Annotated in this window: 11 protein-coding genes; 6 read left to right on the plus strand and 5 right to left on the minus strand. The window is 58.7% G+C overall.

The window, feature by feature from the left end; genetic code table 11:
- Positions 1-1,564: 1,564 nt before the first annotated feature.
- Complete coding sequence (locus FBZ99_RS31760) at positions 1,565-2,143, minus strand: type II toxin-antitoxin system VapC family toxin (RefSeq protein ID WP_145637067.1); 579 nt, start codon at positions 2,141-2,143, stop codon at positions 1,565-1,567.
- Positions 2,133-2,429, minus strand: a complete 297-nt coding sequence (locus FBZ99_RS31765; RefSeq protein ID WP_145637071.1) for a hypothetical protein — start codon at positions 2,427-2,429, stop codon at positions 2,133-2,135. Before FBZ99_RS31765 ends, FBZ99_RS31760 begins: the two co-directional genes overlap by 11 nt.
- Positions 2,430-3,132: 703 nt before the next feature.
- On the opposite strand from FBZ99_RS31765, the gene FBZ99_RS31770 reads away from it, so the two are divergent.
- From FBZ99_RS31770 to argE, 6 genes are all read left to right on the plus strand, one after another.
- The gene (locus FBZ99_RS31770; protein WP_145637074.1) at positions 3,133-4,398 is read left to right on the plus strand and encodes a flavin-containing monooxygenase; all 1,266 of its coding nucleotides are present in this window, start codon (positions 3,133-3,135) and stop codon (positions 4,396-4,398) included.
- Positions 4,399-4,452: 54 nt separating this feature from the next.
- Positions 4,453-4,866 carry a RidA family protein gene (locus tag FBZ99_RS31775; protein WP_145637077.1) on the plus strand — a complete coding sequence of 138 codons (414 nt, stop codon included), beginning with the start codon at positions 4,453-4,455 and terminating at the stop codon, positions 4,864-4,866.
- A gap of 14 nt (positions 4,867-4,880) precedes the next feature.
- Positions 4,881-5,552, plus strand: coding sequence for a DUF1028 domain-containing protein (locus tag FBZ99_RS31780; RefSeq protein WP_145637079.1), 672 nt, complete (start codon positions 4,881-4,883; stop codon positions 5,550-5,552).
- A 50-nt stretch (positions 5,553-5,602) separates the two neighbouring features.
- On the plus strand, positions 5,603-6,553 hold the full coding sequence (locus FBZ99_RS31785; RefSeq protein WP_145637082.1) for a LysR family transcriptional regulator: 951 nt from the start codon (positions 5,603-5,605) through the stop codon (positions 6,551-6,553).
- Between the two features lie 191 nt (positions 6,554-6,744).
- Positions 6,745-9,102: a glycoside hydrolase family 3 C-terminal domain-containing protein gene (locus FBZ99_RS31790; RefSeq protein WP_145637209.1), complete on the plus strand. Its 2,358-nt coding sequence runs from the start codon at positions 6,745-6,747 to the stop codon at positions 9,100-9,102.
- Positions 9,103-9,176: 74 nt separating this feature from the next.
- On the plus strand, positions 9,177-10,286 hold the full coding sequence (gene argE / locus FBZ99_RS31795) for an acetylornithine deacetylase (RefSeq protein ID WP_145637085.1): 1,110 nt from the start codon (positions 9,177-9,179) through the stop codon (positions 10,284-10,286).
- 32 nt (positions 10,287-10,318) lie between these two features.
- On the opposite strand, the gene FBZ99_RS31800 is transcribed toward argE, so the two are convergent.
- From FBZ99_RS31800 to FBZ99_RS31810, 3 genes are read right to left on the minus strand one after another with little or no spacing between them, the layout of a single operon-like run.
- The gene (locus FBZ99_RS31800) at positions 10,319-11,404 is read right to left on the minus strand and encodes an ABC transporter ATP-binding protein (protein WP_145637088.1); all 1,086 of its coding nucleotides are present in this window, start codon (positions 11,402-11,404) and stop codon (positions 10,319-10,321) included.
- Between the two features lie 4 nt (positions 11,405-11,408).
- Positions 11,409-12,320 (minus strand): carbohydrate ABC transporter permease, encoded by a 912-nt coding sequence (locus FBZ99_RS31805; protein ID WP_145637091.1) that lies wholly within the window; start codon positions 12,318-12,320, stop codon positions 11,409-11,411.
- Positions 12,317-13,183, minus strand: coding sequence for a carbohydrate ABC transporter permease (locus FBZ99_RS31810; protein ID WP_145637094.1), 867 nt, complete (start codon positions 13,181-13,183; stop codon positions 12,317-12,319). The genes FBZ99_RS31805 and FBZ99_RS31810 overlap by 4 nt, the downstream gene beginning before the upstream one ends.
- Between the last annotated feature and the right edge of the window lie 14 nt (positions 13,184-13,197).

Here is a 13,197-nt window from a genome sequence, read left to right on the forward strand (position 1 = left end):
CGATCTCCAACCATTCCATTCCGCTCCTATCGATGAAGAAGCTTATCTCGCGGCCTCAATCTCAAAAGGAAAGGTGGGGTCTTCGTCGCGCTCACTGTCAACGTCCTGAGGATCGCCGGGTTTGCTAGAAGGATTATAGATGGCCTGACAGTCAATCGGCGATCGGAAAGCCCAGGCGCGGAAATGATGCATAGAAACCGTGTTGATTATTGTGGCTGTGGAAGCGCGGATATCCGTCTTGGCCGTGGCATGCCCTTGAGGCCGAATACGCTCATGCAGACTGCGCAGGGATAGATTCTATTTGCGACCAGGGCGGACCATACGTTCCACGCATGCTTGCTCGTATGTGGCGAAAACACCTGCGCATTTCGCATGGGACTTTAGGGCATTCCCGCGCCCATCTCTCAATCGACTTGGCTGTAAGCCGAAAAAACTGCAAATAGTAGCGGTGTGGCCGCTGCTCACTGGCATGCGCTGGGTAGGCGCATTGCGCCTGAACTTTGAAATCCGCAGCTCCATTCAATTTGCCTGAAGCAAGCTCCCGTTTTTCGCTGCTATTCCATAAGCCCACGTTTGGTCGAAAATTTTCGGCGAAAGGTGGGCGCGGCAACCATTCATGCTTTGTTCAGCCAACCAGTTTCAGGATGACGACATGAATGGAGGTTCGCTATGAAAATCTTTAAAAGTCTCCTTGCAGCGCTTCTAGGTGCTGGCCTGTTGATTGGTGCGGGCACGGCATCAGCTGCACCAATGATGAACATGACGAAGCCAGAGGTCCAGTCATCCGTTCAAACGGTTCGTTATGACCACCATCGCCGCTGGCATGGCCCGCGACATCACCGGCCTCACAATTGGGGGTCGCATCGCAGCTACCGGAGCCATTACTGGCGCGGTCATCATTACGGTTGGTACAAGCACCGTCATCACCACCATCACCGTCACTACCGCTACTAACCAGAGTCCGCGGGAAGCTGCATAAGTGGAGCAAGTATTTAGAGCATTAGCCGAGGCAGGAATCGAATTTGCCTCGGCAGCGTCGGAAATGGCTATGACAATGTCTCGCCGAAACGATCAACGGTATCTATGCGGCCAAGGTCATCGGCCCGCACCATAGCCCAGTTTCGAAGCGCTTGAATTCGCCACCTCGGAATGAGCCGGCTTGTTCAACCATCGCCGGCTTCCGGAGCCTATCGGCAACATCCGTCAACTGAATCAAACGGTCACCAGCGGAGCCAGTAGGGTTCATCTTCGAAGTTCGTCTGCTGATATCGAAGTGCCTCTCTCGGACGGATTATAGCTCTCGTCTAGAAACCGTCCCTCTGATTGAGGAGCACCTCCCGGACGAGAGAAACCCCAGATTGACGACAGAGTTCATTTGATGTGCTGCCCCGCGCCTGCATAGAGCTGCCATGATTGCTGGCAACATCGTCCTTGCAAATTTAAACCATTGAAAATATTGGAATATCGTAGTTGAGAAGCGCATGCGAATAGTTAGCCGGCTAAAAAAGCAGATAAGTTTAATTATGACACTCGGCCACTTAGTGCCATGCACTTGGTTCACCGCTCACAAGCTCACAACTCGGTACAGAATGACCCGTCCGGTCGGCATGATTTGTGAAAGGAAATCAAAATCCCGCACATTACCGGTCAGCACGCTCGCGCCTAGCTGCCGCGCTTGTAGAAAAACAAGGGCATCATTGACGAAACGCCTCTCATGCCCTTTCCCTTTAGGAAGGTTGCTCAACCGAAACAGCAGCCCCGCCAGCACACCCGCCTGTCCCCACATGGCTGTATCCGGAGCATGAAGACGATGCTCAGGGATGTCGTCTACAGTCTCGGCGATCGTTTCGAGAACCGCTTTGGTGGTGGCATGCTTGGGATCTAACCGGCCGAAGGCATGGGTCAGCTCCGACAGGCAGACTGCGGAATGGTGGCATAGGCGATACCTCAGCAGTGCATCAAGCTCAACCGGCGAGCGCCCCTGTAGCACATCCAGATAGACACTGGTGTCGAGGAACAATGGTCCGCCGATTGCCGGTTCGTCGGCGACCCATGACAGGTCTTCGTCGAGCCTGCGCTCGAGCGTCCCCGCATGCTTCTGTGGTTTTAGTAATCGCAGCGTTTCGGAGAGATCAAACCTCAAGATCGAGATCCGCCGAGATGCTGCCCTTGCGCCCCACCAGACGCGCGCCGAAGTCATCCTCCAGGGCAAGCCGGGAAAGCGCCAGTTCCAGAAGTTCAGTGTCGGAAGTGACATGCGCGCGCTTCTTGGCCGCCTCGATCAATTCGGACGGAACACGTCCCGACAAACGGGTATTCTTCGCCGTGCCGAGAAGGCCGACAGCCTTTGCTTGTTCGAGTACGAGCTTATTGCGGGCCAACGCCACTTTTGCTTCGCTTTCTGCAGCAGTTCGTATTTGAGCACCCATTACAATCTCCTATGTTGAACATAATGTAGATTACGTTGAACGGCAATGCAAGATTCAATGGAGCCCGGTGAGTTGGTATTCTCCGATAACTATCGATCGCCGACCAACCGAAAGATTAGGGGAATGGATTGGTTGCATGCAGATGGAACTTTGCATTCGCCATCTTGCCACTGGCTGAAGCTCACGCCGCGCCGCCGCAGGGCGTCAACTCAGAGAGCTAGGGGTAAGAACGCTCCGCAGCATTGTCAGCGCCAAGTCGCCGGACAGGCGATGCCACGTTGCCTCGGGCTTAACGGTTGCAGGATAAGTGGTCGGCATGAGCACGCCGATTTACAGTCGAAGTTCGAACGCGAATAAAAGATTCTGACGAGTGGGGACATGATTGCCGATCTCTGGAGATCTTCTGACTATGCGCGCCTAAATTCTTCTATGATACCAGATGATTAGCTGATCCTTAGCTAAATGGCTTGGTGGGGCATAAGTTCGAATCGGCTCAAGAGCAAAGTTCAGGATCCTAGGTTGAGATGTTCTCTCAGCATGATCGCGGAGCGTTCTGACCCTCTTGGACGACATTATCCCAATTTGACAGCTTAGCGACAGCCTAATCACTGCAAACTAAAAACGTAATTTTCCCCGGCAAGGCTGTGAACTACACCGGACGTCACAATCCGCACACAGCCCTTAAAGGAAAAGGACGCAGGCAATGGCAGTTGAAACCGTGGACACTCTCGTTGTTGGTGCCGGCCAGGCCGGCGTTGCAATGAGCGAGCACCTGGGCAAGGCCGGTGTGTCCCACCTCGTGCTCGAGCGAAGCCGTATAGCCGAGCGCTGGCGCTCGGAGCGTTGGGACTCGCTGGTTGCCAACGGCCCCGCCTGGCATGATCGCTTCCCCGGAATGGAATTTCCTGATCTCGATCCGGATGGCTTTCCGGCAAAGGACGCCGTTGCTGACTATTTCGAGGCCTATGCCAGGCAGATCGATGCTCCTATCCGCTGCGGCGTAGACGTCAGGAGCGTCGAAAGGCATGTCGGACGTTCCGGCTTCCGGATCGAAACCTCGCAAGGCGTGATCGATGCACAGAACGTTGTTGCGGCAACCGGTGCTTTCCAAGTGCCTGTCGTTCCCGACCTGATCGCGAATGCACCCGGTATTACGCAGATGCATTCGACCAAGTACCGCAATCCCGGTCAGCTCGCCGAAGGAGCTGTTCTCGTCATCGGCGCCGGTTCTTCCGGAACCCAGATTGCCGAGGAGCTTATGCTTTCCGGCCGCAAAGTCTATCTTTCCGTCGGCCCGCATGATCGCCCGCCGCGTGCCTATCGTGGCCGCGATTTCTGTTGGTGGCTGGGCGTTCTGGGGAAGTGGGATATGGAAACACCCGGTCCGGGCACCGAACATGTGACGATCGCCGTCAGCGGTGCGCGGGGCGGCCACACGATCGATTTCCGCCGTCTCGCCGGAAAGGGCATGATCCTGCTCGGCCGCACAATCGGCTTTGACGGAACAAACCTTAGCTTTTCCGACGATCTTGCCATCAACCTGGATCGCGGCGATGCCAACTACATGGCGCTGCTTGACGAGGCGGATGCCTATGCTGCGAAGAACGGCATCGACCTGCCGGAAGATCCCGAAGCGCGCCGTTTCGAACCGCAGCCGGATTGCGTCGTGAATCCGATCCTCAACCTCGACCTTGCCCAGGCCGGCATCACGACGATCATCTGGGCCACGGGCTTCTCCTCGGACTACAGCTGGCTGAAACTGGATGTTTTCGACGAACGGGGTCGTCCGAAACACCAGCGCGGTGTGTCGGCAGAGCGCGGCATCTACTTCCTCGGGTTGCCATGGCAGTCACGCCGCGGATCGAGTTTCATCTGGGGCGTGTGGCATGACGCGAAGCATATCGCCGACCGTATCTCGACACAGCGCAAGTACAACGAATACCGGCCTTCGAACCAGAAAGCCGATTAAGGCGAGCCCCCAGAACCCAGCGATACAGATCTTCCCGATCAAAGGAATACCGACATGGCCCATACCCGCATCCGCAAGTTCAACACCAAGGAAACCTATCCGGAGCAGAAGCTGGACAACGATCTCTGCCAGACAGTTGTCGCCAAGGGCACAATGGTGTTCGTTCGTGGTCAGATCGGCCAGGACCTCGATACCTCCGCCAGCGTTGCCATCGGTGATGTCGCCGGCCAGACCGAACAGGCCATGGCCAACATCAAGATGCTTCTTCAGGAAGCAGGTTCGTCACTCGATCACGTCTGCAAGATTACCATCTACATCGTTGATCCGCGTTATCGCGAGGCCGTCTACCGCGTGGTCGGCAAGTGGCTGAAAGGCGTCTTCCCGGTCTCGACAGGCATCGTCGTCTCCGCTTTGGCCCGTCCTGAATGGCTTGTCGAGGTAGATGCCATCGCCGTCATTCCCGAATAAGGTATCGCGAGCCTATGACCTTTTCCATCGCCGCCCGTTGCGCCAAGTCCGGCATGTTCGGTATAGCAATCTCCTCCTCCTCTCCCGCCGTTGCGGCGCGTTGTTCGCATGTCCGAGCTGGCGCCGGGGTGGTGGCCAGCCAGAACATTACGGATCCCAGCCTTGGCATTTCGGGCCTGGAGATGCTGGGAATGGGGGCAACGGCGGAAGAAGCGCTTGGCCGGCTGGTGGCATCGACCCCCTTTGCCGACTATCGGCAGTTGGCAATCGTCGACGCTCGCGGACACGTCGCCGGTCACTCCGGCGAGCGTACACTCGGAATCCATGCGATGGCGAAGGGCGAGGGCTGCATCGCCGCCGGCAATCTTCTGGCTAGCACCGATGTCGTGCAGCGTATGGTCGCCGCATTCGAGATATCCGCGGGCGATCTTCCTTCTAGGCTGCTGAAGGCACTTGCCGCTGGGCTTGAAGCAGGCGGCGAGGCGGGCCCCGTTCGCTCGGCAGGACTGAAGGTTGTCCGCAACGTTGCCTGGCCGATCGTCGATCTCCGCGTAGACTGGCATGATCAGCCGATCGAGGCCCTCCAGGATCTTTGGGCGGTTTATGAGCCGCAAATGGAAGACTACGTTAAGCGGGCGCTCGACCCCAACGCCGCCCCATCCTTTGGGGTGCCGGGCGATGAATAATGCGATCGCGCGCTGCTTGTTCTTCCAGCTAGCAGAGATATTATGAGGCTATGAGATACACGCTCCGCCAGATCGAATATTTCATTGCGACTGCGGAGACAGGAAGTATCACCCTCGCATCCGAGCGACTGAATATTTCCCAACCATCGATTTCGACGGCCATTACCCATCTGGAAACGGAACTGCAGACTCAACTCTTCGTGCGCCACCATGCAAAAGGCCTTTCGCTGACGCCGGCAGGGCGCCTCATGCTGGTCGAAGCCAAGCAACTCGTCGAGCAGGCCGAAAATATCTACACGGTCGCCTCCGAGGTGAACGAAAAGATCCGCGGCCAGCTTTCGCTCGGGTGTATGGTGACGCTCGCTTCGATGATCATGCCTGAACTTTCGCACTCCTTCACCACAGCTTTTCCGGAAACTCGCATTATTCAGACAGTCAGCGATCACGAAGAGCTGCTGGGAAAGCTCCAGCGTGCGGAAATCGATGTTGCGATCAGTTATGACCTCCTCATCACGGACGATTTCGAGTTTACGCCGCTTGCAACGCTGCCTCCACATATCCTCGTTGGAGAATCGCATCCGTTTGCGCGCTACCCATCTGTCAGCTTGGACGAATTGGCCGATTACCCGCTCATTCTCTTGGATCTGCCCATCAGTCGCGAATATTTCTTAGGTCTCTTTGCGAAATCGGGCGTTGAACCCTCTATCGCCATGCGCTCCGCCTACCAGGACGTCATTCGCACGATGGTGGCGAATGGCTACGGCTATACGATCGCAAATGTTCGGCCTCGGTCGCAATTGGCAATGGACGGCCGGACGGTCGTGCGTGTGCCGATATCCGGCAACCAAAAACCGATGGTCATCGGAGTCCTTACCCTAAAGCAAAATCGCAAGCCTCGATTGATCGAAATGTTCGAGCAGCATTGCAAGTCGTGTGTGTCCGACTCCTACATACCTGGGATGGTCGCGCCGGTCATGGAGCGCCGCAAGGTGCCAACGTGATAGGGCTGCCAAGCTTTTGATGAAGCGTCGCCTCGGAAATGCATTATTTCTCTGAGACCGGGCGAGTGCAATGATCGCTCGACGCAAAGATTTCTGGCCCTCACCTACCATCGCGCGCTAACCGGGCGCGTCCTTCGTCGAGTGCCAGCACATAGTCACTTTGGAGACATGACGTGAATTCAGACAAGCTTATGAACGGCGACTTCGCGGCACTGATTGCCGAAATGACCAATGAGGAGAAGGTCGCCCTTTTAGCCGGGCACCGCATGTGGAAGACGAAGGCAATCGAGCGCCTCGGCATCCCAAACATCGTCATGACCGATGGCACCTATGGGGTGCGCTACTCGATCCACCAGATCGATAACGAAGAAGCCGGTGGCGTCGACTTCTCGGCCTTCCTGAATGTCGTCGGCCAGCGGGCCAGCCATGTTGAGGTGGCTTGGGGCGCCATGAAGCAAGCCACCTGCTTCCCGAACGGGTCCAGCCTCGGCTGCTCCTGGGATGTCGATCTTGCCCATGAGCTTGGCACTGCGCTCGCCATGGAATGCCAGGAGTTTGGCGTGCATCTATTGCTCGGCCCCGGCATCAATATCCGCCGCACACCGCTCGGCGGCCGCTCCTACGAATATTACGGTGAGGATCCGGTCATCAGCGGTGATTTCGCCGCCGGCGTCATCAACGGCTTACAGGAAAACGGTGTTGGTGCATCGCTGAAGCACTTTGCCTGCAACAATTCTGAAGTCGAGCGCACCTCGATGGATTCGGTCGTCGATGAACGCGCTCTGCGGGAAATTTATCTCAAGGGCTTCGAGCGCGCGATCGAGAAGAGCAACCCGTGGACGGTTATGAGCTCCTACAACCGCCTGAACGGGGTTCAGGCCGCTGAAGATCACTGGCTGCTGACCAAGGTGCTGCGCGAGGAGTGGGGCTATGAAGGCCTCGTCGTCTCCGACTGGCACGGCATCAAGGATCGCCCGGCTTCCCTGACGGCAGGCAATGATCTCGACATGCCGGAAAGCGAAACCCGCAAGAGCGACCTGCTCGAAGCCATCGAGGCCGGTAAGGTCGACATGGCCGTGGTGGACGAAGCCTGCGCCCGCGTGCTGGCGTTGGTGCGTGCCGGCAAGCTCGGCGAGCGCCGCGATACCGTGTTTGACCGCGATGCCCACCACAAGCTCGCCCGCCGCATGGCTGGCGAATCCATGGTACTCCTGAAGAATGACGACCAGCTGCTGCCGATCACGCCTGCTAAGGTCAAGCAGATGGTGGTCATCGGCGAAGGCGCCGGCGTTCCCGTCATTCAGGGTTCGGGCTGCGCGACCACGACGCCGACCCAGGTGGATGTTCCGATCGACGAGATCGTCAAGCTGGCCGGTGATGAGATCGAGGTCGATCAATATCGCGGTACGAGCGAGGTGGAAGGCGAGCGTGCCGCGCTGATCGCCGAAGCCGTCGAAGGCGCCCGCGGCGCCGATGTCGTCGTCATCTTCGTTTGCACCGAAAACGGCTATGACGGCGAAGGCTCGGACCGTACCACGCTTGCCCTGGCGCCGGGCCATGACGCGCTTGTCAGCGCCGTTGCCGCCGCCAACCCCAATGTCGTCGTTGCCGTCGCCAGCCCGGACGCTGTCGTCCTGCCATGGATCCCGGAAGTGAAGTCCATCGTCGAGATGTTCTTCTCTGGCCAGGCGACCGGCGGTGGCATTGCCGACATCCTCTTCGGCGTTACCAACCCATCCGGCAAGCTGACGACCAGCTTCCCGAAGCGCATGCAGGACATGCCGTCCTACCTCAGCTACCCAGGTGAGAACGGTCGCCATTACTACAGCGAAGGCATCCATGTCGGCTATCGCTGGTTCGACGCACGCGAGATCGAGCCGCAATATCCCTTTGGCTTTGGCCTCAGCTACACCAGCTTCACCTATTCCGACCTGACGCTGGACCGCTCAGAGCTAAACGCCGGCGAGGAGGTCGTGGCCAGCTTCACTATCACCAACACTGGTGCTCTCGCCGGCAAGGAAGCTGCCCAGCTTTACGTCAGCTATGGCAAGCCGCGGCTGCAGCGCCCAAAGCGCGAGCTGAAGTCCTTTGCCAAGGTTCATGTGGAACCGGGTCAGTCGCAGCGCGTCACGCTCACCATCCCGGCTGCCGACTTCATGCTCTATGATGCCGGAAAGGGGCGCTGGGTCCTGGACGACGATGTGGTCCGGATCGAGATCGGTTCCTCGTCGCGCGACATCCGTCTGTCAACTCCGCTGCATGTCCGCTCGCGTGCCTCGCGGCATCGAGAAGTGAAGTGGGATACGCAGCCCGTCTTCATCCTCGCCAATCCGATCGCCCGGGCAAAATTCAACCAGTTCCTGCAGAAGCATCTCTCCGTCGACGAGGGCGAGGCGGACCGGATGCTCGAACATTGCGCCAATTCGTTCTTCGGCATGTTCACGACCTTCGACAGGCGCTTCCGGCAAGCCTTCCCGAAGGCGGACATTGCAGCGCTTCTGGCCGACATCAACCAGACGATGGCTGACGAGGAGACGATGGCGCGATGATGAGGCGCGTCTGACCAGCACTGCCACGGAGGGCTCGCAGCGCATGCGAGCCTTCCTTTTTTCGGGAGTATGCCTTGAACACACTTGAATTGCTTGACCGCCTCATCGCCTTTCCCACAATCAGCGCCGACAGCAACCTGCCGCTGATCGACTTCGTCCGCGGCTATCTCGCAGAACGCGGTTTTGAATGCCGCCTCGTGCCGGACGAGGGAGGGCTGAAGGCAAACCTCTTCGCCACCATCGGGCCGAAACAGGATGACGGCATCGTGCTTTCGGGGCATACCGATGTGGTGCCGGTTACAACACAGGCCTGGACGACCGATCCTTTCCGGCTGACCCGTCGGGGAACCCGGCTGCATGGTCGCGGCACCACCGATATGAAGGGTTTCCTGGCCAGCGTGCTTTCCGCCGCGGATCGTATCGATGCGAGGGCTCTGAAGCGACCGCTGCATATCGCCTTCTCCCACGACGAGGAGATCGGCTGCGTCGGCGTCCGTTCACTGATCGACCTTCTGGCGGAGGAGCAGTTCAAGGCATCGCTCTGCATCGTCGGCGAGCCGACATCGATGGCGATCGCGCTTGGCCACAAGGGCAAGATGGCGGCACAGGCCCGCTTCCGGGGCGAGGCAGGCCATTCCTCTCTGGCGCCGCGTTTCGTCAACGCCATTCACCTTGCCTGCGACTTCGTGGGGACCTTGCGCGCTGTCCAGCGCGAGATCGCCGAAGCCGGGCGGCGCGATGCCGAATATGATATTCCTTATACCACGGTGCACGCAGGAAAGATTTCAGGCGGAGAGGTCTTGAATATCGTCGCCGAGCGCGCCTCGGTCGAGTTCGAAATACGCCATCTGGCGGAAGACAAGGTGGAGGAGATCTCCTCGCGTATCGCTTCACTGGCCGGATCCGCGGCCGAAATCGATTTTCGCAATGCCTATCCCGGGCTTTCCACCTCTCCGAATGGCACTGCGGCGTTGTTTGCTGGGAGGCTGCTGGGGGAAGGGACCCTCACGAAAGTGTCGTTCGGGACGGAAGCGGGATTGTTCGCCACGAAGCTGGGACTGGATACCGTCGTCGTCGGTCCCGGCAACATGGAGCAGGGACATCAGCCCGATGAGTATATCGAAGAGGCCGAACTGCAGGGTTCCGACGCCATGATGGATCGGCTGATCGGGCAGCTTACCTAAGCCGGGGCCCGACTACCGGCCGAGGCAGCGCCTCAGAGGCGCTGCTCGGATTCCTTCGAGAAGATGGAGGCGATCGTAGCATTGAAGGCCAGCCGGACTTCGCCGGAAAGGCCACGCGCCTTCGCAGCCGGCACGCGCACCGACAGTTTTTGGTCGCCAAGGGCAAACCACACCAGCGTGTCGGCACCCATCGGTTCTATAAAAGTGATCGGCGCGAAAAGCGTTGGCAACGTCGTGCGGTCGTCGGCGAGTTGGATATCCTCGGGGCGGAAGCCGATGACGATCTCCTGGCCGTCGACGGCCGGGTGGCGGAATGGATAAGCATCGATCGGCAGATGATTGTCACCGAAGGCTGCCATGGGCTCACCGTCCTCGATCCGGATGCGGGCCGGGAGAAGGTTCATGCTCGGGGAGCCGACGAACCCGGCAACGAACAGCGTCTCCGGCTTCTCGTAGAGTTCATCCGGCGTGGCGTATTGCTCGATCTTCCCACTTTTCATGACGGCGACACGCGTCGCCAGTGTCATGGCCTCGATCTGGTCGTGGGTGACATAGACGATCGTGCTGCGCAACTCCTGGTGCAGCTTCTTGATCTCCAGGCGCATCTCGGTGCGAAGCTTGGCGTCAAGATTTGAAAGCGGTTCGTCGAAAAGGCAGATCGGGCTGCGGCGAACGAGAGCACGGCCAATCGCCACGCGCTGGCGTTGCCCACCGGAGAGCTGCGATGGGCGGCGGTCGAGAAGCGGCGTGAGCTGCAACAGGTTTGCAGCCCATTCGACGCGTTTTGCGATCTCGGCCTTGGCGACCTTATTGACCCGCAGGCCGAAGCCGAGGTTCTTGCGCACCGTCATGGTGGGATAGAGCGCGTAGGACTGGAAGACCATCGACATGTTGCGACGGCTGGCATCGATGTTCGTGACATCCTGGTCGCCGGCGACAATCCTGCCGGTGTCGAGGTCCTCGAGGCCGGCAATGACGTTGAGCAAGGTGGATTTGCCGCATCCGGAGGAGCCCAAGAGCACGATGAACTCGCCGCTGGCGACCTGGAGGTTGATATCGCGCAGGATATGCTGGGGGCCGAACGACTTGTTGGCGCTGATAACGGAAATCTGGGTCATTGCATTAGCCCTTCACTGCGCCGGCGGCGAGGCCGCGCGCAAAATAGCGTCCGGAGAGAATGTAGATGAGAAGCGGCGGCAGCGCGGTCAGGAAGGTCGCGGCCATGTTTACATTGTATTCTTTGACGCCGGTCGTTGTGTTGACGATATTGTTCAACTGCACCGTGATCGGCAGGTGGTCTCGCCCCGCAAAGATCAGGCCCAGCAGGAAGTCGTTCCAGATACCGGTCGCCTGCATGATGATGGCGACGACAAGCACGTTGACCGACATGGGCAGCATGATCTCGAAGAAGATCGTGAAGAAGCCGGCTCCATCCATCTTGGCTGCCTTCGAAAGCTCCGGCGGAACGCCCTGGTAGAAGTTGAAGAACAGCAGCGCCATGTAGGGCAGCCCGAAGATGATATGGATCAGGATGATGCCTGGCAGCGTGCCGTAGAGGCCGATGCTGCTAAAGATACGCACCATCGGATAAAGTATGACCTGATAGGGTATGAAGGCGCCCAGCATCAGCGACAGCAGGATGACGCGGCTGAGCTTCGATTGCCACTGCGAGAGGGCAAAGCCGGTCAGAGCGCCGAACAGGATCGAGAAGATCACGCCCGGAACGACAATCTCGACGGAATTCCAGAAATTCCCGTGGATGCCGTTGCACTCGATTCCGGTGCAGGCTGTCATCCATGCCTTGGACCAGGCATCGAAATTGAGACTCTGGGGCAGGGTGAAGATGTTGCCCGTGCGCAGTTCGTCGGTGGTCTTCAGCGACGTCGAGATCACCAGCAGCAGCGGGATCGCGTAGTAGACCAGCGCCACGGACAAGATGACGTAAAGGAGGGCGCGGCCAGGTTTCGCGCTTTTCGCGCGGGGAACGCTATATATCACCGGTGCGCCGGACTGGGCGAGAGGGGTCGCAGTCATCGCTTCTGCCTCTTGAGCTCGATATAGACATAGGGCGAAAGTGCGCAGATCACCGTCAGCAGCATCAGAATAGCCGCGGCTGCAGCAGTGCTGATATTGGCGCGCTGGAACAGGAGATCGACGACGAACTTTCCGGGGACGTCAGTGCTGATGCCCGGGCCGCCACCGGTCATGGCGACGACGAGGTCGTAGCTCTTGACCACGGCCGTGGCGAGAAGAATGACGCAGGTGAGGATCAGCGGCCGAAGCATCGGTAGCACGATGCTGACGTAGGAACGCCAGACGGGGATGCCGTCGATCTTCGCGGCCTTCCAGATGTCGCTGTCGATCCCGCGCAGGCCGGCCAGCATGATTGCCATGACAAGACCCGAGGACTGCCAGATGGCAGCGATCGAGACGGCGTAGATCGCCTTTTCAGGGCTTGCCAGCCAGTTGAAGCTGAAATCCTGCCAGCCGAAGCTACGCACCAGTGCCTCGATGCCGGTCGTCGGGTTCAGCAGCCATTGCCAGGCAAGCCCGGTGACGACGAAGGACATGGACAGGGGATAGAGGAAGAAGAGGCGGAAGAGGCCCTCCGCCTTAACGTTCCGGTCGAGCAATGCGGCAAGCGTCGTGCCGATGACGAGCGAGCCGGCAATGAACAGGCTGCCAAAGATCAGCATATTGGCAAAAGCGGTGTGCCAGCGCGGCATGGACAGAAGCGTCGCATATTGCCCGAAGCCGTAGAACTTGTAGTTCGGCAGCATCGTCGAATGCGTCAGCGAGATATAGAGCGTCCAGAGGATCGTGCCGTAGAAACAGATGGTGATGACCACGGCACTGGGCACAAGCGTCAGCTTGGCTGCCAGATTCTTCTTAAACATTGCTTGCCCCCGTT

Source organism: Rhizobium sp. ERR 1071 (genome assembly GCF_007828675.1).
Classification (GTDB): Bacteria; Pseudomonadota; Alphaproteobacteria; order Rhizobiales; family Rhizobiaceae; genus Rhizobium; species Rhizobium dioscoreae.